Raw genomic sequence first — 21,557 nt, forward strand, 5'->3', positions numbered from 1 at the left:
AAATAACGGCTGAGCTCCCCCCAATAGTTGAGCCGTTATTATCAGTCCCCCATCTACCGCAGTACCAATTACACGTTACTCAGCTAAACTATTTATTAAACCCGTTATCGATCAAGTTCCAGCTTACTAAATCGTCACGCCTATAAACTGATAAGCAGTCATAAAATTGTGGAGTAATTAATGAAGAGTAAAATAACTGGATATTCCTTTTCTCTCTTGACTCTGTTCATTGCAGTTATCGCAGGATTGGTCGCTTATAATCACGAGGCTGCCGCTAATTCTGGTGCCAAAACTGTCAGCGCGACGCAGCAACACCAAAGCCGCAAGACATTAATCGGCAACAACCTTAATGACTGTTTAGATAAATTAGGTAGCGGTGGCTGGTGTGAAATTATCGCATCAAATAAGCACCGTTCAATTTCATCGGTGTGGCCCAAAGATATACAACGCCGCCTTAGAATGTCGACCGGACCATCATCAGTCTTAAGGGCATGGAATGGCGCGGCATTCGACGAGCAAACCGGGATCATGTATTTCACTGGCGGTGGTCACGCAGATTATGGCGGCAATGAGGTTTACCAATTCAACTTAAATGATGGTCGGTGGTCTCGTATCACTGATCCCTCACCGTTAACTCGGCTGTTTGTGTTACGCGATTACAATAAATCGGAAAAAAAACCCGCCAGAAAACTCTGCTGGCGTGGCGCAAACCCAATGAAACCCGGCAGCGCTCATACCTACGATGGCATTATCTTTAGCCAAAAAACACAAACAATATTTGTATTATCTCACGGCGCGGCTGGCGGTTCATGTTTTGAAGATAAAGAGGATAAATATAAAAACAGTCAGCTAATTTTCGCTGCTGCTGAGGGCCGTGGCAGAGGCATGTATGAGTTTAACCCGTCGAAAAATAAAGTGCATAATAATTTACAGCCACTGTCGTGGCGGAAAGTGTTCACCGACCAACAAATGAAAGGCATAGCACCAAACTATCCTCGAACGGCTGAATTAGCCGACGGTCGCTTAATTATTGGGACCTCTGCCCGCACAATAATTTATGATCCGATAAAAGCAACCATCAATCCTGGTGATATATTTACGAACCAGCCAGGTTATGGTGATGGGCTAATGCACTACGATGATAACAATAAGCTGTTATGGTCGCTTCATCGTAACGGATTGCTGGCGTTTAATGCGATCACGGGCAAGTCAGTTCACCGCTTAGTGACCAATATGCCCAATGGTAAATCTATTGCAATCGATAAAACAGGCAACCTTGTTAGCTGGAATGGGGCAGGAAAAATAGCAATATTAGACCCTAAGTTTGTCGACCGTGGCTGGCAGGTGATTAATTGGCGCAACTATGGACCTATTGAAGGTGATGAAAGAGTTTACAGTAAGTGGGTTTATTTAAAAAAACAGGATGTATTTGCTGGCATTGCAAGCCACAAAACCGGTTTTTGGATTTATAAGCACCCAAAAACACCAGCGATTTTTCCGGCGACGGTCAAGAGCGAAAAATACAGTCCGGTTGATTTAAACAAAATGATCAAAAAGACTAAACCCGGCACTCAGCTGGTGATCAAGCCAGGAATTTACGGCCAAGGGCTCTACATAAATAAGTCCATTAACATTAATTTAGCCGGGGTATCACTCAGAGGTAAAAGCCGCAATAGAGCCATTATAAATATCGATTGCAACGAATGTGAAGTGATTATTAATAACTTCAACGGTAATGGCTTGGATGCAAACTGTACCAATGGTAATTGTGCAGGAATTAAGCTTGCGGGCACCAATGTGCGATTACGACTGCTCAATTCTCATATTAAAAACACCGCTATCGGCATATTAACTGACAACCGCGGCGGAGGAATTATTGTTGATAATAGTTTGATCGAGAATACTGGCCGTTACAATAAATCAAGACGGCTGGGCCATGGCTTATATGCTGGCGAAATTGATTCGGTAATTTTTCGCAACAGTACTATTAAGTCAGCATTCGGTAAAGGCCATTTATTTAAAAGCCGCGCAGCTAATACTTTAATAGAAAACAGTAATATAATAGGATTGAACGGTCGTTACTCACGAATAATTGATTTTCCGTGTGGCGGCTCTTTAGTGGTTAAAAACAGCACGCTACATCATGGGAAATTCACTGATAATTCTGATTTGTTTAGTATTGGCACTGAGAAAAAACACTGCAAAAAACAGATCCCAGCTTCTACCGTGATCATGACTGATAACTGGATTATTATCGACCGTGAACGGACAGACGACGAACCAGGTAAGAATAGAGGTCCCACCCGCTTATTTACTTGGCATGCCCCAATTGAACAAGCATTGATCACTGGCAACACGATTATAGAAAAGACCGGTCAGTTAAAATATGATGCTAAAGGGCGAATATCCGGACTAAAAAGTAAAAATAATTTCTTTTTAAGTCGTAAATCCGCGGGCTTAACTTCGCAAGGGTTACCATTGCGTCACTAGCAACGTGAATAGCGTCGACAGCCTTGGTGCTGTCGACGCTATTCATATTAACCATAAATCGTTGGAATTGCCTGACGTTTATGTTGGGTCCGTTGGTAAATAGCAATTAAGCGCGCTTCAATATCGGCCCTAACCGTCTTGCCTTCAAGGAAATCATCAATTTCATCGTAGGTAATGCCCAGTGCTTCTTCGTCTGTTAATTGAGGTTTATCACACTCTAGATCTGCGGTGGGTGCCTTGCTTACTAATAACGTCGGCGCACCTAATTGGGTTGCTAAAGCTCTGACCTGACGCTTATTAAGGCCAAACAGTGGTGCAAGATCACAAGCACCATCGCCAAATTTAGTATAAAAACCCGTAATATTTTCAGCAGAGTGGTCAGTGCCGATAACTAGGCCACCAGTGAGCCCTGCGACATGATATTGCGCTGACATTCGCATTCTTGCTTTTAAGTTACCTTTAATGAAATCACGATTAACCTGGCTACTAACGGCTATCTTATTAAGATCGCACTCAGCGACTAAGCTTTCGGTCGCATTTTTAATATTGACGGTGATAGCCTGGCTTGGCGAGATAAATTCGATAGCCAGTTGTGCTTCGGCTTCATCTTGCTGAACGCCATAAGGCAGACGTACCGCATAAAATTGATAAGCAGATTCAGACTGACCTTGATTGAGTTTATCAATAGCCAATTGAGCCAACTTGCCCGTTAATGTTGAATCAATGCCACCACTAATACCTAATACCAGTGATTTTGCGCCACTGTTAACGAGTTGCTTGCTGATAAAATCAACCCGACGATTTATTTCAAGCTCAAGATCAATTGTCGGTAATACTCGCATTTCATCTAATATTGTTTGTTTCATCTTAATTCTTTTCATCTCGAGTTAGCCCTGATGCCATAATGCCAAAGCCTCGGCTATTGCGGGATCTTGCGGGTATAAAGTTAAGCTTGGTGCTAACGTATGGTTAAACAAATAAGCAACGGCAAGCGGATTAATATTATGAACCGAGCATATAAGCGTTGGTGCTGCTTAGCTAATGCGCTTGAGTCCATTGGCAATCGTTTGACACGACATTAGCGTCGGCATGACGCAACCGCCCTGGCAATAAATACAAACTAAGTGTTTTAGGAAATAATTTTAAGATCTCTTTCACAAGTTACTTCAGGGGCCCAACGATTGGGATTTCTTTACCAGATAATTTACCATTGTTGGGCCTTAACAACCACTTGTTTCCTATGATATCTTGCCGATAAGCTTGGCAAGATATCAAAGGACTGTGCGGTCAAAATTTGCAGTCGTGAACAATACAATGCGGCACAGGGTTTAGATTGGTGGCCAGCGCGATAATACAAACCTGCGAGTAGGTTATCGTTAATCTGCGGCAGCCCCGGAACCAAATTTTCAACTAAATTATCGCTGATCCGTCCCTTTAGGTTCAGAATGTGTCGAAATAATGTTCTGATATCACAAGCCGAGCACATAAATTTCACATCATCAACACCTGTAGTGGCGCTCGTATACATTACAAATATAAACACTATATTGAAATATAGTGTCCAACTGATGGAAGTTGACCAGCACCTAACCTGATAGTTAAGCAGTTTTAACTTAAACTGGTAAATAGTGAACTAAAGCGGGATAAAAAATTAGTAGATAAGCAAACAACGAATTATAATGGCGGTTAATTAATTTTTGTTACGGAACACATTTTGTCTTTCACTAATTTTGGCTTAGATCAGCGGATCATCACGGCGTTACAACACCTAGATTTTAACCAACCTACCCCGGTTCAAGAACAGGCAATTCCAGTTGCAATCGCTGGCAAAGATATTCTGGCTTCATCGCAGACGGGATCAGGAAAAACAATCGCTTTTCTATTGCCTATTATGCAAAGATTGTTGCGAACAAAAGCTTTCTCAAAACGCGATCCTCGTGCACTTATATTGGCACCAACCCGCGAATTGGCGAATCAGGTCTATACTGATTTTAGAAAATTAGCCAGTGGTAGTCGTCTCAGTGCCAGCCTAATTGTTGGTGGTGAGTCGTTCAATGACCAAGCCAAAGTCTTACGCAAAGAACCTGACATTATTATCGCAACTCCCGGTCGTTTTGCTGATCATTTAAAACACCGTCACATTGCGTTACACGCCTTGGAAGTACTCGTACTTGATGAAGCAGATCGGATGTTAGATCTTGGATTTTCAGCCGATTTAACCACCATTAATGCCAGTGCAGACCACCGAAATCGTCAAACCATGTTATTTTCAGCGACCATCGATGACGTCCAAATTACAAATTTGGCAGTCGAAGTATTGCAAAATGCCCAGCGTATTGAGATTGGTCACTCCACGGACCAACATCAGTCAATTACTCAGCAGCTTTATTTAGCCGATCATGTTGAACATAAAGAAAAATTGTTGCTTGAGCTAACAAAATCACCTTTTGAACAAATATTGATTTTTACCGCGACAAAAGCTGACAGCGGGCGCTTAGCCACATTATTAACCGATCATGGCCTATCTGCATTGCCGTTGCACGGTGATCTCGCCCAAAATGTTCGTAGCAAAACCATGGATGATTTTAAGCGCACCACCATCAAGATATTGGTTGCAACTGATATTGCGGCCCGCGGACTCGACATTAAACACGTTAGCCACGTGATTAACTTTGATTTACCAAAACACCCTGAAGATTACATTCACCGAATTGGCCGAACAGGTCGTGCCGGTAAAACTGGCATTGCAATTTCACTGGTTAGTCGCCGTGATTGGCAAAGCCTTGAACGGATCCAACTGTTACTTAAAAAGACCTTCTCTTTTGAGAAAATAGAAACAATGGTTGCGCGCTTTAAGGGCATTAAACCAGTGAAGCCAAAGAAAGTGGCTAAAAAGTCCAGCCAAGGTCCCAATAAACATTCAAGTAAAAAGACCGGAGCCAATAAAACGAAAGTAAAAGCAAAGAAAGACGATAAGTCATTTGCAAACGCTGTTGAGGTTGGTCACTTACCAATGATGAAGAAGAAAATTAAGCCTAGTACCGAAGAATCTTAAACTCTTTACTTGCTAATTGATTAGTGATTATCACTAATCAATTAGGCGCTTAATAAATAAAAAGAGCGGCTAAGATTAATCTTAGCCGCTCTTTTTATTTCAAATATACGACACTAACAATATTTTATTATGCCCTACTCTCAACTGTTTCCAACACGATAGGTACACTCTCAAGCTTATAAGTCCACTTCTAAGTCAGAACGGGCATAACTGCAACAGGGTAAAAATTCTCCATTGTTCCTCTGGTCACTGTCTATTGCCATAGCATTTGGCGCATGTAGCTCACCACGGATTATTTGGCTATTACAACTGCCGCAAATACCAGCCAAGCAACTATATTCGGGATAAATACCAGCTTCTTCTGCTGCAGCAAGGATGGTTTGATCGCCGGTGATATCAACTTCGATTGCGCTTTTTAAAAATTTCACTTTGTAACTTACACTGCTCTGCGCTAGCTCAACCTCGGTCGTATTAACCACAAAACTTTCCTGTGCATATTGCTCCGGCACTAAACCAAGATCCGTTAACAGCATTTTAGCGTTAGTCATAAAATCGTTGGGACCACAAACAAGCACATCTCGTTTTAGAACATCAGGGCAAATAGCGCTGATCATTGCACCAGATAAACGGCACGAGCGATTGCTTACGCCGAAGTGGTCTAACGCACTTTGGCGAGTAAAGTTACAAGACAAGCTCAAGTTTTGGTTCGATTTGGCCAATTGCTGTAACTGCTCGAAGCATATTAAGTCGGCCTCCGTTTTGGCGCTGTGGTGAAAATGAACATCGATGGCTAATGCCAAGTCAGTAATATATCGCACTATCGACAACATTGGCGTAATGCCAGATCCCGCTGAAATTAACAGTAACTTACTGCGATTATTTTCACCCAAATGAAAATCCCCACTCGCAGCCGAACTGTTTAAAACACTGCCAACTGAAAAGTTATCGTGCAACCAATTAGAGACGATGCCAGCGGTCACTCTTTTTACGGTTATCGATATAACATCGGGTTTCGAAGGGCTCGATGACAGCGTGTAACATCGATTATGTCGTTTGCCCTCGATTATCACTGAAATTGTAATAAACTGACCTGGTAAATAGCTAAATCGCTCGATTAAATCAGCGCAAAAAACAAACGTTTTAACATCTGCTGTTTCAGCGATGATTTGAACACAACGCAATAACTTTGTAGCCCTGGCGCCACTAGCACTGCTAACAGACTTACTGGACAATGCTAATTGCTTAGCTAAACGACGCTCAACAATAGGTGGTTGCCAATTATCTGCATATACCGGTCGCGGTTTAGTTTTTAGTAGTTCAACCTTATCGCCAACGTTGATTGTGCCGTCATTTAACGCCAACATATTTTCCCCAAACATCACCTGAGTACCATTAGCTTGCTGGCGATAAGTGCTTAACGTTTTTAAGGGCTCTAAGCTCGGAGCTAATGTCGCTGTTGCGGGGTCAATAGTTGTAAAAATACAGCGACTGCAAGGTTTAGGTAAATCAAATACCACCTGACCGATCCTTATTTGCGCCCACTCGTCCTCTGCCCATGCTGGCAAGCCACTAATGGTAATATTTGGTCGAAAGTTAGCCATAGCAACGGGTGTAACTAAGCGTTGATTTAAATGAGTAAGCGACTCATCGTTAGTTAGCAATACCGGAAAACCATCGGCAAAGGCAACTTGGTGCTCATCGTGCCCTGCTACTGGCCGATTAGACTGCTCTCCAAAGTACAATAAACGCAGCGGTTCGCCCAATAATTCACTCAGCCATTGATCGGCTACAGCGCCACAGCCCTGACCCGACACGTTATTTCCCCAAACTGACGTTGCATGATAATCAGCCGACAGTGTAGCTAAGTTTACAGTAAGCGTTTCACAGCTCGGATGTTTTAAGACTAATGCATCATCTTGATATTGACAGACTATAGTGGTTATTTTCGGGTGAGTCCGGCCTGTCATAAAAGTGCCATCGATTTTTGTCAGCATAAATCGTCTGTCACCGAGCAAGCCTGTATTAATGACTTCGACCGATTGGCAGGCAATAGCCGCAGCTGATTTCAGGGGATAAATGGCTAAACTGCTGACATAAGCGTTCGACATGCTGTTACCTAATATGGATAGTTTTATTATCGACAACTTTAACGCACGCAAGTAAATTAGACCATAAACATATTAGATAATTGAATTAAATATAATTGATACAGTGAGTTGAATTAACGTGAGTAAATAAAACAACGCCTACAATTGGCTCTAAAAAGCCATTATTTATTATACTAAATGGAAAAAATAAGGCTAGCATCGATGCTGGTCCAGAACCTCGAACGTAGGTAGAACCCTCATGCCTGCTGCATGAGGAAGTCCGCCGAAGTCGTGATGGTTTTACGGCGACTTGCTGTTCAAATGGCAACACTATAATACAGCAGAGCCGATATTATTAATCAATGCTGACAAGCGATAAATAGCTGCTTTTAAATTTCAGTATTTCAATATTAGAAAGCCTGTTAATGCCATCACGATCATCGACCAAATCTGTCACTACGATCGAACCATCTGCTTGTTTTTCGACTGTATATTCAGATGAAACACCGCTTAAAATCACCCTGTTGTTACCACTATTTCCCGTGATATTATTATCAAGTTGGTTAACTACAACGGCCGTATTTTTAGTACCTGTTAAGGTGATATCTTTTAAATATTGCGAGTGATTGGTGTAACTAAAATCAGAATTGAGCCTTAAACTGAAGAATTCGCCAGCAAACTCAGCCGCAATTCTAGCGTTATAAGTTAAATATGGGTGAAAAAACTTGTTAGTCATTAGCTCAGTCCCAGCTTGATCTTCGGTTGATATTTCAGCACGATTTTTGGGTGCGTAACCGCCCCACATGCTCCGAGTAGTGACCCAGTCAAGACTAAGTGTTTTCTCGTCGAGAATAAGTTGACCGGCAGAGGTATCGCCAACAGTCGACTGCCATGCCCCCCATAAGCCATAATATGCATCGATAACTGAAGCTAAATATTCTTGAGTAAGGCTATTCTCGATGGTTAATTCACTAATCCATTCACTTTCCCCACCCCATACTTTATTAGACTGGGCGCTGATTTGTGCTGCACGAATGTCAGCCTGATAAGCAGGTAAGGCGCCTTCAAAGGTTTCACCTTGATCAACACCAATGCCATAATCGTGTACTAGATGGAGTATTTCTTCAAAAGAGGCATCGCGGTGATTATAGTCTTGCTGAAAATACCATTTACCCCCTTCAACTTGTATCTCTTCTTGATATAAAGGCTGACCATCAACTTCACCCGCGGGGTTTGTTCCATCGTCACTGCCATTAAGCAATAAAAGAATGGCACCGTTTTCTGTCATTTTATTCGCGATTGCTGATTTGTCGGCGCCATAAATTGAACCCGAGTAATCTTTCAAGTAATGGCCTAAAATGGATCGCGCTCGAACAATTTGATCATCCGATAATTTATCTTGAGCAACAATGTGAATAGCCTCTCCATTTGGCGCAAGGTGCTTAGCATAACGATTGAATTTATATTGTGGCGTATACACCTTAGCTAGTTCAGGTGGCACCGCAGTAATACCTAACGCAAGGCTGGCACTTGATAGTGGTGGTATAACAACCGCTGTCGTTGATTTTTTCGCTGACGTAACGGTCGTTCCAGTGACTGATTTACTGCTGGAATTACAAGCCGTAAGCCCAAGGCTGATGAGGGTACCGACAATACAGGTTACTATTGGTCTTTTCATTTAAAACATCTCATTTCTTAAGTAGTTGATGTTTTAATTATCCAGCAATTATCTTGTTTTAGTGTAAGGGAGTGTAAGCAATAGCGGCTTAGTTATCACGCCTGATACTAGAGTCGCACAATAAATTTGGCGCCGCCTAATGGCGATTTAGTAACAATTTTTTTACTGTTTAAGCGCTTTTCCGCTTTTTGTGCAATCGCCAAACCTAAGCCCAAACCGCCCGTTTTTCGAGAACGACTTTAGTCTAGGCGAGCATATGCGATAAAAATAATGTCATAGTCGGCTTCGTCGATGCCAGCACTGTCGTCCTCAACACAAATTTCGATCAATGCGTTATCACGACCCTTTGTTGCGACAGCGCTTAATACAACTTGAGCTGCAGCGTGATTAATGGCATTTTTAAGCAAATTATCAATAACCAAGCGCAAATAAGCACAATCGTTAACAATGTTAAGGCTGTCACTCACCACCAGTTTAATAGCAATGCTTCCTCGAAGCATTTAAATCGGAGAGGTTAGTGATAAACTGCAGTTCACGATGAAATTAAAACTCTCTGATCACGCGAAAACTAAGCCAATCTCCAAGGATCTCAGGAGAGCGATGATTACGATTACCTGAGCGAGAAAAAATAGCTGGCTCAATCCAATCATTACCACGGATCTGATAAGATTCACAATTGTCTGCTTTGACCAAACTCACCAAAGAACTTTCACTGTCACTATCCATCCATGCGTGACCATCAGCAGGTGCACCTTCATAACTATCATGCCAACAATCTGCAACCCATTCATAGGTATTACCATGCATATCGAATACGCCATAAGCATTGGGGGGATAACTGCCAGCAGGTGCCGTATATGTGTAACCGTCGGCATCACCGTAGGTATTGGCATTTTTATTTATTTGATATACCCCTTCCTTATCAAATGGAAAAGGAAAAGGCCCAGAAGTGCCACCACGGGCAGCATATTCCCGCTCAGCTTCGCTGACCATACGATAGTCTTTACCTGTTTTTTTAGCGATCCAATGAACATAGGCTTGAACATCATAATAGTTCATACACACAGCAGGTTGTCGTGTACCTTGAGGATAACTAGGTTTCCCAGCCTTACAAGCACGACCAGGACGGGTATCGCCATCTTTAATTTTAACCCCGGTTTCCTGTACATAAGCATCCCATTCACTAGACATCACTTGGAAAGTACTAATGGCAAAGGCTTTTTTGAAGGTAACTTTATGCTGAGGAGTTTCATCAGGCTGATGTCCGAGCTCAGATTCTGGCGTACCCATAATAAAGTCACCAGCAGGTAATACCACCATTTCGGGGCATATATTACAGTCCTTAAAAAGCGTACCAGGTTTAGGCAACTCATCGGCATTAGCTACTGATATTAAATAAGTATTACAAAACACCAAGGCAACAAAAAGAGAGTTTATTTTCATAAAATCATTCCACTATTAATAGTTAATCTAATTAATAATAACGAATGTATGCCATAAAGATTTACAATATTGCGTGTTTTTTTTCTTTATTATCAATGTAACCTATAAAAACTTTGAGAATAAAAGCGCTTTTGGATCATGGCTGTAACCTCGGCCGACTCCCGTTCCCGCTATGCATAGTTCAGCAATGGCACCGGTCGGGACCAGATCAAACCCTTTATCCAATAAATATAAACGGTTATTGTCCATCGGGGTACCTATCGGTAAATAATGACTGGTTGTTGATGCTTTATCTATCCTGAAAAAAGCAACATCGTCAGAGCATTCCGTCGGTCCATAGGCATTATTAACCCAATGCTCGGATAGTAATTCAGCCACTGCCCTGCCAGCACTGGCCGCATCGCCTCACTGGTTGGTAGTAAGCCAACGCAACAGCGGCGTTCGACTGCGAATCTCTTCAAAAATCACCGCCACGGGCAACGATAATCATAAGGGTATGGTAAGAATTACCCCACTCTAAGCAAAGCCTCTAATGCCGCTTTTGGCTGACGACTACCCTAGGCTAATCGCGCCTTAGCTCATACCGTGATAGCCCCTTGGAAAGAGAGAATAGTATTGCGCCCTGTCGCCGTGCGTACTAACTTGAATGCGGCTTCTACCGCATCAGTGCCGCTCGGCCCACAAAATTTAATTTTGGCTTGTGTTGAAAAATCAGTCGGCAATATAGAAAATAAATATTGAACAAACTGATCTCTTATTGGGGTGGTAATATCCAGTGTTAACGACGCGAATAACTGCGAGCATTAGACTCCTGTTCTATTTTTCGAGTCAATATCAGAGACTCGAAAAATAGATAAAGTATTTCGTTGTCTGTATTACTATTTCCGATCACCGAAATATCTTTACCGTTGGCCTTACCCGCAAAGTAGGAAAGGCGGTAAAGTCGGAGTACATTCATGGTGTTGTGTTAATAACAAACCTGCAAACAAATTGGCAAAAAGTGATTTAGAACATGCGCCGTTATTAACGTACTCACGAGAAATGTTAGGAAAAAAAATGCCCAGACTTTTACTTTTCACCCTTAATGCCGAAAATTTTGACAGCGTGCATTGGATGACTACAGAGCAACTTAACAAATATCAACTCATTACTAAGTGATTTCAAGCTAAAGCAGCCGAGTGCTTATAGGTTTAGCCACGGCAGCAAAAATAGCAGCCATTGCAACGGCCCATACAGAATCAGGTTGTATACATCTAAGGCATTTGGCTCTGTTGTATAAGTGTTGCCATTAGAACAGTAAGTCGCCGTAACCCATCTATGGGGGCTCTGGAGTAGCATCTATGCCACTCAAGTTTTTCCTGTGAAATCACAACACTTTCAACAAGTTAGGTGCGCAGAAACATTTAATGTAACAGATTCAAGGCATTTGGATATGGCGTAATCGGCGGTTGACTACTCACTTATAGTAGTCAACAGCATTCCAGAATGTTTATAAGTTTAGTTTGATTGTAGTACCAAACCCGCTGGTAAAGCGTCGCCATAAACCCGCTTGGTTTCAGCCTCATTAAGTATTTTGACCTGACTAACCATTTCGATCCAACTTGTTGGTGCCTTAGCTTTGCTGAGCTTGTCGATAACCTGCGCGATTAGACTGTCGTCAAGATCACGCGTACGATCGCCGCACTTGCGCACCATCATGACGGCGGCAAAAGCAATGAATTGGTCTTTTTTCCAATCGTGCTTAAGTAGTTGCGGCAACCAAGCGGCTATCTGAGTCGGAGCAATCACGTTATGAGCGCTGCCATAAAATAGTGAACGGCTGCAAATACGCCCGATTGCCCACCAATTAGCTTGCGCATTGGCCGATTTTTTCGTGCGTTCAAGCAACCATTGCACTAACTCTATTTTGGTCGCAAGCGATAGATGCTCTAACGATGCCGCCAGTCGTACCATGTCTTCGTAAGATTTAGTCGCGAGTTCAGCGACAAGCTTACGGTTTTTTAAATTGCTTGGATTAATGTAAGGAGCAATATCATGATAAATCTGTTGCTGGCGTTGCTCGTTTAAGCCACCGGCTGCGCGGCGCCAAAAAGTCCACCACTCAGCCCAGCTTGGCGTGGCTTTGTTAAACTGTAACCCGGTGGCATAAAGTGGCCATATTTGTTCAACTCGCCAATCATCGAGCGCAAAACCAAATCCCGGGCGCAACATAAAACCAGCCTGCTTAAACCAATTTCGTTCATGTAACTCTGAACGGCGACGACGTTTTTGACCCTGTAACAAATAATCAACTAACTCTCTTAATACTGGCGTTTGCCAATCTTCCCGTTTTCCCAGTGCTTTTTCCAATGCCGGTTTTAAATTTTTGACCGCTTTAGGATCTGTGGTTTTGTTGCTATTACCGTATACCGTCTCGATTGCTGCAATTGCCTCGGGGAATTTGGCGGGCAAAGCTGATTGTGACCCATCACTTGTTGACTGACTATCTTTTGAATGAGAATCCTTTAAATGAGTAAGTGCTTTACGGATTTGAAATTCAACCTGCCAGCGCTGACTAGGATCGTTAACCGAAACACAGGCAAGTTCGAGCGTGCCTACTTGGGTCAATTGACAAACTAACGTGACATCAACCTTAGTTTGCTGCTCATTTTTTATCGCGGCGACCAACGGTGGCAAATTAATGTAACGTTCGGTATTAAGTCTCATCAATTGACCCGGATTAAAGACTTGATCATCTGTGGTCGACGCTAAATTAAACCGTACTGGTTTGCCTAAGGTCAATGAAAAAACATGCTCTTTTAATGCCACTTCAATGTTTTCTTCAGTGCCTTTAGGCAACAAGCAAATGCCCTCGCCCTCATCGCTATCAAGCACTAAAAAGAACGAACGAGCAGAGCCACCGCCAATTTTTAATTGGCTGCCAGCGCGTGCTTTAGCATAAGCTACTGCGCCAAAAGCTACCGCAAGATCAGGATTGGTGTTTTCAAGTATTGTTACCGGTGCCTGTTTCCAGTTGCTGAAAACGTCGGCCGCACGGTCACTAAGTAGTTTGCTATTAAACAACCCACCATTGAGTAAAATTGCACTAGGGATCGCGGGTCTGTCATCATCGGTTTCCATTCGTAATGCCTTACGACAAGCCAATTGATGTTGATTTAAAAATTGCGCTAAATGTTTACTAATCGCTGGATCGGCTGCATAAGGCAAACCAAATTCCACAATTGCACTCTGGCGTACATCAGGTAATTGTGAAAAGTCAGTCAGTGGTAAAAAACCGTCTAAGGCCAACTGTTGAACTTCAGTACCCGTTAATTCACACGTCTTTGAGCCGCCAATCAGTCGAGAACCGCCGCCGAGCACGGTAACATTTGCAAATTCTGGGGGTTGATGGCCCAGTAATAATTCCTTAGCCTGACGTGTTTGTTGAATTAATTGCGATAACGCCGCACTCGACATTTTTTTATGACCAACACTGAGCCGCTGCTCAGCGGTATAAGCCAGTGCTAAATCTAAATTGTCGCCACCGAGCATTAAATGGTCACCAACCCCGATCCGGTTCAGTGCCAGATTATGGTCAGTTGCATTTATTTCAACACTGATCAAACTTAAATCAGTGGTACCGCCGCCAACATCACAGACCATTAACAGTGGAATATCTTTCAGCAAAGCTTGGGCATTATCACGATTTTTTTGGTACCAGTGGTATACCACAGCTTGCGGTTCTTCGAGCAACACAATATTGTCAAGCCCAGCCAGTGCAGCCGCTTCGACAGTAAAAGCCCGCGCCGCTTCATCGAACGATGCAGGCACAGTAATCACAACTTGCTGTTGATTAAGCGGTGCGTCTTGATGGTGATGATCCCAACACTGGCGCACGTGATTTAAATAACTGGCACTGGCGACCAAAGGTGATACCTTTGCAACCTCGTCACTGCTACCCCAAGGTAAAATGGCGGCAGTTCGGTCGACCTCAAGGTGCGACAACCAACTTTTGGCACTGACAACTTGGCGCCCTGCCACTTTAGCACCAAGCTCGCGCGCTAGCTCACCAATAACAACTAAGGGTAATTCGCCACTGACTCCTTGATGCGACCACGGCAGTACGAGTTGATCACTCGTCAGTTCACCAGCCATTGCATGATAGCGAAAACTCGGTAACAAGGGCTTTCTCGCCACGACACCCGGCGCAACTAATTGATCGATTTCAAATATTTGGCTTATTTGAGCTTGGCTATTTACCACGCTGTCGTCCAAAGGACTAAAGGCGACAACCGTGTGAGTTGTGCCAAGATCGATACCAACCTGAAAACGCGGCTGTGCTTGGTTGTTCATTGGGACTCCGGAGTGATGAGAGGTGAAACTAGCTGAAAAGTGGGAATTAGGCAGTAATACCATTGGGTATTACTGCCATTGCATTGCTATTTAAAGATGTATTGAACGGGTTATTTAGCCCGCACGTCAAACTCAACCTGCCAGCGTTCGTCGCCGTCACGCGCAATAACCTCAAGGGCTAAAGTACCAACTTCAGTGACGCGTGCCGCTAGTGTCACCGGCACAACATCGCCAGCATTGCGACCTTCAATCGGCAAGGTCGCTGATATTTCAGGTAACTCTTCCAGTTCATCAGGCGCCCAAAAATCAAGGTGAGTACCAACTTCGTCATCGCGGCGCACAGTCGAGCCGAAAAACTTAAATTGTACCGGTTGGCCAACAACGACCCCAAACTGGCGGTCTGTTACCTGGGTACTAGATCCTTCTTCCATTCCAAATGGCGCCACACATATAGCTTCTAGGGGGGGTGCCATACCAGGAATGGCCGGCATCGCACTTTCAATGCCAACATAATATGCGCTGGCAATGCCACCACGAATTCTGACGCCTTTGCCATGACGAACATAACCATAATAAGACGCGCCACTAGCAACGGCTAAATCAAGATCGACCCCAGTCAACAATTTAGCTTCGTTGGCATCAGCGTCGGTTAACCAGCCATTGATAATAGCCATAAGCCGTGAAGACAGCAGATCCGACTTTAAAACGCCACCATTAAATAAAATCGCCGTTGGTTTGATGAAATCGTCTTCACTTTCACCAAATAGCTCGGTGACCGCGTCGTGTTGACGATTTAGAAAGGCGGCAAGATGACGAGAAATTGCGGCATCTTGAGCATAAGGCAGACCAATTTGAGTCAGGGCGGTACGCGCTTGCGCAACCGGATGTTCGGTAACGGGCGTCTTAGGGAAAAAACCTTCGACTAACACTTGTTGGACTTCTTGCTGAGTTAGTTCAGTTTTCAACGTTGAACCAAGCAATTTTGAACCACGGCTCGGCACCACAATAGGTACTGACTGCAAGTCACTGTCATTTAATAATGCTTCTTTAGCATCGCGACAGGCGTGTACCATGCCTTGAATTTGCCAAGGTTGTAGATTTTTACCTTGTTGGGCTAATTTAGCGCGTAAAGTATATGCCAGTGCCAAATCCATATTGTCACCGCCAAGTAAAATATGATCACCAACGGCGACTCGATTTAAGGTTAAATTACCGTCTTGTTCGGTGACTGCGATTAACGATAAATCAGTAGTGCCACCACCAACATCAATCACTAAGATAACGTCACCGACACTCACTTGCTCACGCCAGTTATCTTCATTATTTTTAAGCCAGCTATACACCGCTGCTTGTGGTTCTTCCAGTAATGTTAAATGTTCAAAGCCGACTTCGGTCGCCGCGGCAGCGGTTAGCTCTCTTGCACCAGGATCAAACGACGCAGGCACAGTAATAGTAACATCTTGCTCCGTTAGCGGCATTTGTGGAAAGGCCTGTAACCATGCGGCGGCCAAATGTTCTAGGTAGTATTTACTCGCAGTAACTGGTGAGACCTTAGTTACTTCGTCTGGGCTGTTCAGTGGTAAAAAGGCATTATGGCGATCAACTCCGCCATGCCCTAACCAGCTTTTAGCGCTAGCGACTAAACGGATCGGCGTTTTACTGCCTAAATTTCTAGCTAAGGTGCCGACCACAATTTGGTTATCAGCAGACCAAGGCAATGCCATTTGACCTGGCGCTAATTCAGCTTCGTGGGCTTGATATAAAAATGAAGGCAGTTGATTTTTTTCTTCAACCGAGCCTGCAGCAGTAAGTTGCGGGATCGTCAGTATTTGTGGTTCAATATTATCGCTGTCACTGTGCAGGTCAACATATGACAGCACGCAGTGAGTCGTGCCTAAATCGATGCCAACACTATATCTTGGTGATTGGTTCATAGTTCCACCTCTGCAGCAGCAACGATATTAAGATCATGACCCGGCGCTAACTTAGGTAATTTTGTTGCAGCAACTTTCCAACCTTTATGGACCAAAATACCAGAGAATGGTGCTTGACCAACAACATTGCCGGTTAGGCGAATTTGCGTTGCGTCGAACCCTGCTGGCAAAGTAATTGGGCTCTCTTCTTCTTGGTTAACCACTGGCTCCAAGGTGAAATATTGACTAAGCACTTTCTGGCCACCTTCGTGAATAACGCGTGCTGCCGCGCCAACTTCTGCATCGGCAAAGCCAGTCAGATCTTCACTGATAAAGTCGATAAAGCGGGCTTCTTGCTGCAGCAAAGATAATAATTGCAAGGCAGCAGCTGGGCTGGTTGAGTCAAGTTTCGCACTTACTTCAACTTCTTTGATCACTTCAACTTCTTTGATTACTTCAATTTCTTTAATCACTTCAACTTCTTTGATTACTTCAATTTCTTTGATCACTTCAATTTCTTTAATCACTTCAATTTCTTTGATTACTTCGATTTCTTTTTCGACAATTTCATTTTTGCCTTTTTTACTGACATACAATAATGCGAAAATAATGGCTGTCGCCGCAAGTCCAGCATGCCCTTGATCTAACAAGTTTGGTGCCGTTTCAAAAATGGCTGAAAAGTCTAAATTCATAGTGCTCTCTCTAACAAATGCGCTATTGCTCAATATTGCAACGCAATTGGATAATAAATAACTGATGCCGCGTATTTTACCATTCCATTGCGTTTAAGGCACGCGTTTAAGGCACAGTATTCTTTGGTTATCTGATAATAATAAGTAGCTTAATTTTACATTGTCGGTATTTTCCAACGTAGTTATCACAACAGCAACTTAAACTAATGGAGATACTTTGTTCACAAAGTACTTAAGCATAAATTTGCCGCCCAATTAATGCTGTTATTTGCTTAAATAGCCGGTGAAGATTTTTTTAAGGTATTTTCTGACTGATATAACACTTTATAGCACTAGAGTTGGCTAATACATATTTGGCTTAGGTTTAGAATCTATAAGTATTGGGCTTAATAAAAAATCGCCGTAATTAGCAACTAATTACGGCGACCTTAAATCCTATTTAGCCAATGAAACTACGCGGTGTTCGACTTATTAGTACTATTTCTTACTTGATCACTTAATATCTCTGCCAATGTTGAACGAGACAAGTTCCCTTCAACGTCACCGTCTTCATTTAATACCGGTAACGGCAACACATTGTCTAACATCTCAGGAATGACGGTTTCTAATAACGCATCGGCTTGCACACCCGGCACATCTTCTAATAACGACGAGTCAATAGCATTGCTATAGTCGCTTTGTTCGACATTCTCTAAGGTGTCTTGCGTAATGATGCCTTGATAACCATCACCATTGACCACATAACCATAATCGTGTTTTGATTGACGCATTTGGGCAACGGCTTCACCGATTGTTTCGCTCGAGATCCGACAAATTTGTGGCTGCATCACCGTTTCAACAGTCAAAGCACGAGCGCGATTGACGTCTTTAACAAATGCTTCAACATAATCATCCGCTGGATTTAATAAGATATCTACCGGGGCTCCTTGCTGAACTAATACACCATCACGCAAAATAGCGATGGTGTCACCAAGACGCAGTGCCTCATCTAAATCATGCGTGATAAACACAATAGTTTTTTGCAGTTTTTGCTGCAATTCTATCAATTGATCTTGCATTTCACTACGGATTAAAGGGTCAAGTGCGGAGAAGGCTTCGTCCATTAATAAAATTTCAGCATCGGTACATAACGCACGTGCTAAACCAACACGTTGTTGCTGACCACCAGACAGCTGATTCGGGAATTGCTTGGCATAACCGTCTAGTCCGACTGTTTTAAGCCATTGCCCAGCGCGTTCTAGCCGCTCTTCTTTTTTAACACCTTGGACTTGCAAACCATAACCGATATTTTCAATCACTGTCCGATGCGGCATCAGACCAAAACGCTGAAATACCATCGACATTTTATGGCGGCGAAAATCCTGAAGTTCTTTCGTGCTTAAGGTCATTACATCTTGACCATCAATTTCTATTGCGCCTGCTGTAGGCTCGATTAGGCGGTTAAAGTGTCTGATTAAAGTTGACTTACCTGAGCCTGATAAGCCCATTATTACAAAAATTTCTCCCGGATATATATCGAGATTTATATCAGACAGCCCCAGCGTATGACCTGTTTCGGCTAAAATTTGATCTTTAGATTGACCCGCTTTAACTTTCTCTAAGACCTTTTTTTCGTTATCACCAAAGATCTTATACAGATTTTTTATTCTAATTAATGGCGTTTTATTTTTATTATTATTTTGTTGCTTACTGTTGCTCATATTATTTACCTTCAAAACTTTGCAGGGTACGTTTAGCATAACTCTGTGATATTCGATCAAAGATAATCGCGAGCGCAACGATCGCTAACCCATTTAATAATCCAAGCGTAAAATATTGATTGGTGATTGATTTTAATACTGGTTGACCTAATCCTTTAACGCCAATCATTGAAGCAATAACGACCATTGCAAGTGCCATCATAATTGTCTGATTGATACCGGCCATAATGTTTGGCATTGCGAGTGGTAATTGCACCCCAAATAATCGCTGCATTGAGTTCGCGCCATATGCCGTAGCGGCTTCAAGTACCTCTTTATCAACCAAGCGGATCCCTAAGTTGGTTAGCCTAATCACGGGGGGTACTGAATAAATAATTACCGCAATAACCCCAGGTATTTTTCCGATGCCCAATAACATCACCACGGGGATTAAATAAACGAATGCGGGCATCGTTTGCATAATATCTAACACTGGAGTAACAAATGACTGCACCCTATTGGAGCGGGCCATCGCAATGCCTATCGGTAAACCGATAATCACCGACAACAAGGTCGACACCAAAATAATGCTCATGGTGCGCATGGTATTGTCCCACATCCCAAAATAGCCAATTAAGAAAAACGAACCTGCAACACCCAAGGTCAACTTCCACGAACGACTGGCTAAAAAAGCAAACGCAGCTAATACCGCAATCACTAACCACCATGGTGTGCTTAAAAGTAGTTTTTCAAACCAGATAAGGAAAGTAAGTAATGGATCGAAAAAGGCCTCTATCGTATCTCCGTATTCGCGCGAAAAACTACGATAAGCGCCGTCGAGAGTTTTACGGATATCTAAAAGCTGGTGGCGGTCAAGCTGCGGAATTTCAGTTAACCATGATTTTTCTGACATTGAATTTATTCCCTAAACGAAAAAGCCCGGCTAGGCCGGGCGATTCGATTGTTTATTTAAGTTCTAATAACGCTTTTTTAATTTTTGTAACCGTTGCAGCATCAAGCCATTTCGACCAAGTATCTTGATAGTTATTCAAAAAATACTCTGCAGTATATTCACCGTCGGCTTGCTGATCTTCCATCCAAGCTAACAATGTATTCATCTGTGCATTGGTAAATGAGCGACCGATCAAATAAGCCAGTGCTTCAGGTGCTCTTTGGGCGAATTTTTCTGTAACCACGCTATCAACAGCTGATGGCGGGTACATGGTCGGTTTAGGATCCATACAATCATTTTGAGTAACACACTCTTTAAACTGTTTAACATCAATACCTGAACCAAAATCAACCTTAACCATCTTATATTTACCTAAGATCGCCGTTGGAGCCCAGTAATAGCCAAACCAAGCTTCCTTACGTTCATAAGCCTTAGCGATAGAACCAGATAAACCAGCACCGGAACCCGGATCAATTAAATCAAAACCAGCAGAGCTGAGATCCATCGCCGCAAAAAGGTTACTTGAAGATATTTGACAGTTCCAACCGGCAGGACAACCAAAGAAAGCCGATAAAGCTGGATCTTCAGGATGCTTAAATAATTTAGCGTTGGCTTTAATCCCTTCAATTGTTGCTAAGCTTGGATCTTTTTCAACCATATAGGCTGGCACCCAAAAACCTTCTTCGCCGCCATCAGATAAAGTAACACCGGCATAACGAATCCGTCCTTCTGCCACGCCTTTATCTAGCGCCTCTTTCATCGCATTACTCCAGAATTCTGGAGCGATATCCGGCTGCCCTTTTTCGATCATTGCAGCACCCGTTGGCATCGTATCACCTGGTACTAGTTCAGCGTCACAACCAAAACCATGCTGAAGAATAAAGCGGTCGACGTTGGCAATTAAAGTGGCTGAATTCCAGTTCATATCTGCGATAGTTACTTGACCACATTCACTGGCCATTGTGGTCGTCGAAAACGAAGCACATGTAACCAATAGTGAGGTAGCTAATATTTTTCTCATGCTTGATAATTCCCTAAATTAACAATGAAGTGTTAACAAGAATACAGTATTTTAGGGCGAAAAAGTTAAAAATTTACAAGATGTTAACAACGGTGGGCTTTTTTGATGCGTTTATTGTTGCAAAAACATACCGAAAACCAATGCTTATTTATCCTATTTTTTAAAGCAAAAACCTATCGCACCAACAACGAACAAAAACAAACATAACACATTAA

The 21,557-nt window shown here is 42.9% G+C and carries 15 protein-coding genes and 1 pseudogene; 2 read left to right on the top strand and 14 right to left on the bottom strand.

Going from position 1 to position 21,557, the window contains the following annotated elements; translation table 11 throughout:
- The first annotated feature begins 180 nt into the window (after positions 1-180).
- Positions 181-2,490, top strand: coding sequence for a hypothetical protein (locus tag HRU23_14550; protein NRA55361.1), 2,310 nt, complete (start codon positions 181-183; stop codon positions 2,488-2,490).
- A 47-nt stretch (positions 2,491-2,537) separates the two neighbouring features.
- Here the strand turns inward: HRU23_14550 and nadE are convergent, their stop codons facing one another.
- Together nadE and HRU23_14560 are read right to left on the bottom strand one after the other, a co-directional pair.
- Entirely contained in the window at positions 2,538-3,356 is an 819-nt protein-coding gene (gene nadE, locus HRU23_14555) for an ammonia-dependent NAD(+) synthetase (protein ID NRA55362.1), read from the bottom strand.
- Positions 3,357-3,694: 338 nt separating this feature from the next.
- Complete coding sequence (locus HRU23_14560; GenBank protein NRA55363.1) at positions 3,695-3,985, bottom strand: hypothetical protein; 291 nt, start codon at positions 3,983-3,985, stop codon at positions 3,695-3,697.
- A gap of 219 nt (positions 3,986-4,204) precedes the next feature.
- Between HRU23_14560 and HRU23_14565 the strand changes: the two genes are divergently transcribed.
- Positions 4,205-5,545, top strand: coding sequence for a DEAD/DEAH box helicase (locus HRU23_14565; protein ID NRA55364.1), 1,341 nt, complete (start codon positions 4,205-4,207; stop codon positions 5,543-5,545).
- 176 nt (positions 5,546-5,721) lie between these two features.
- On the opposite strand, the gene HRU23_14570 is transcribed toward HRU23_14565, so the two are convergent.
- The 12 genes and pseudogenes from HRU23_14570 to HRU23_14625 all read right to left on the bottom strand — a co-directional run bounded on the left by HRU23_14570 (position 5,722) and on the right by HRU23_14625 (position 21,342).
- Entirely contained in the window at positions 5,722-7,653 is a 1,932-nt protein-coding gene (locus HRU23_14570; GenBank protein ID NRA55365.1) for an MOSC domain-containing protein, read from the bottom strand.
- Positions 7,654-7,987: 334 nt separating this feature from the next.
- Positions 7,988-9,310, bottom strand: a complete 1,323-nt coding sequence (locus HRU23_14575) for a hypothetical protein (GenBank protein NRA55366.1) — start codon at positions 9,308-9,310, stop codon at positions 7,988-7,990.
- Positions 9,311-9,549: 239 nt separating this feature from the next.
- Positions 9,550-9,810 (bottom strand): hypothetical protein, encoded by a 261-nt coding sequence (locus tag HRU23_14580; protein NRA55367.1) that lies wholly within the window; start codon positions 9,808-9,810, stop codon positions 9,550-9,552.
- A 43-nt stretch (positions 9,811-9,853) separates the two neighbouring features.
- The gene (locus HRU23_14585) at positions 9,854-10,753 is read right to left on the bottom strand and encodes a formylglycine-generating enzyme family protein (GenBank protein ID NRA55368.1); all 900 of its coding nucleotides are present in this window, start codon (positions 10,751-10,753) and stop codon (positions 9,854-9,856) included.
- A 102-nt stretch (positions 10,754-10,855) separates the two neighbouring features.
- Positions 10,856-11,154 (bottom strand): annotated as a pseudogene (locus HRU23_14590) (AMP-binding protein).
- 377 nt (positions 11,155-11,531) lie between these two features.
- Positions 11,532-11,711, bottom strand: coding sequence for a hypothetical protein (locus tag HRU23_14595; GenBank protein NRA55369.1), 180 nt, complete (start codon positions 11,709-11,711; stop codon positions 11,532-11,534).
- A gap of 539 nt (positions 11,712-12,250) precedes the next feature.
- Entirely contained in the window at positions 12,251-15,085 is a 2,835-nt protein-coding gene (locus tag HRU23_14600; GenBank protein ID NRA55370.1) for a hsp70 family protein, read from the bottom strand.
- Between the two features lie 110 nt (positions 15,086-15,195).
- Positions 15,196-17,019, bottom strand: a complete 1,824-nt coding sequence (locus HRU23_14605; protein ID NRA55371.1) for an Hsp70 family protein — start codon at positions 17,017-17,019, stop codon at positions 15,196-15,198.
- Positions 17,016-17,690 (bottom strand): DUF2760 domain-containing protein, encoded by a 675-nt coding sequence (locus tag HRU23_14610; protein ID NRA55372.1) that lies wholly within the window; start codon positions 17,688-17,690, stop codon positions 17,016-17,018. The genes HRU23_14605 and HRU23_14610 overlap by 4 nt, the downstream gene beginning before the upstream one ends.
- Positions 17,691-18,142: 452 nt before the next feature.
- Positions 18,143-19,390, bottom strand: a complete 1,248-nt coding sequence (locus HRU23_14615; GenBank protein NRA55373.1) for a glycine betaine/L-proline ABC transporter ATP-binding protein — start codon at positions 19,388-19,390, stop codon at positions 18,143-18,145.
- Position 19,391: 1 nt separating this feature from the next.
- The gene (locus tag HRU23_14620; protein ID NRA55374.1) at positions 19,392-20,282 is read right to left on the bottom strand and encodes a proline/glycine betaine ABC transporter permease; all 891 of its coding nucleotides are present in this window, start codon (positions 20,280-20,282) and stop codon (positions 19,392-19,394) included.
- 52 nt (positions 20,283-20,334) lie between these two features.
- A complete protein-coding gene (locus HRU23_14625; GenBank protein NRA55375.1) occupies positions 20,335-21,342 on the bottom strand; it encodes an ABC transporter substrate-binding protein in 1,008 nt (335 codons plus the stop codon).
- Positions 21,343-21,557: the final 215 nt, after the last annotated feature.

The organism is Gammaproteobacteria bacterium (assembly GCA_013214945.1).
GTDB lineage: Bacteria > Pseudomonadota > Gammaproteobacteria > Enterobacterales > Psychrobiaceae > Psychrobium.

Coding starts and splice junctions, on each gene's coding strand:
- HRU23_14550 (NRA55361.1), top strand. CDS start 181: ATGAAGAGTAAAATAACTGGATATTCCTTTTCTCTCTTGACTCTGTTC.
- nadE (NRA55362.1), bottom strand. CDS start 3,356: ATGAAACAAACAATATTAGATGAAATGCGAGTATTACCGACAATTGAT.
- HRU23_14570 (NRA55365.1), bottom strand. CDS start 7,653: ATGTCGAACGCTTATGTCAGCAGTTTAGCCATTTATCCCCTGAAATCA.
- HRU23_14575 (NRA55366.1), bottom strand. CDS start 9,310: ATGAAAAGACCAATAGTAACCTGTATTGTCGGTACCCTCATCAGCCTT.
- HRU23_14580 (NRA55367.1), bottom strand. CDS start 9,810: ATGCTTCGAGGAAGCATTGCTATTAAACTGGTGGTGAGTGACAGCCTT.
- HRU23_14585 (NRA55368.1), bottom strand. CDS start 10,753: ATGAAAATAAACTCTCTTTTTGTTGCCTTGGTGTTTTGTAATACTTAT.
- HRU23_14595 (NRA55369.1), bottom strand. CDS start 11,711: ATGAATGTACTCCGACTTTACCGCCTTTCCTACTTTGCGGGTAAGGCC.
- HRU23_14600 (NRA55370.1), bottom strand. CDS start 15,085: ATGAACAACCAAGCACAGCCGCGTTTTCAGGTTGGTATCGATCTTGGC.
- HRU23_14605 (NRA55371.1), bottom strand. CDS start 17,019: ATGAACCAATCACCAAGATATAGTGTTGGCATCGATTTAGGCACGACT.
- HRU23_14610 (NRA55372.1), bottom strand. CDS start 17,690: ATGAATTTAGACTTTTCAGCCATTTTTGAAACGGCACCAAACTTGTTA.
- HRU23_14615 (NRA55373.1), bottom strand. CDS start 19,390: ATGAGCAACAGTAAGCAACAAAATAATAATAAAAATAAAACGCCATTA.
- HRU23_14620 (NRA55374.1), bottom strand. CDS start 20,282: ATGTCAGAAAAATCATGGTTAACTGAAATTCCGCAGCTTGACCGCCAC.
- HRU23_14625 (NRA55375.1), bottom strand. CDS start 21,342: ATGAGAAAAATATTAGCTACCTCACTATTGGTTACATGTGCTTCGTTT.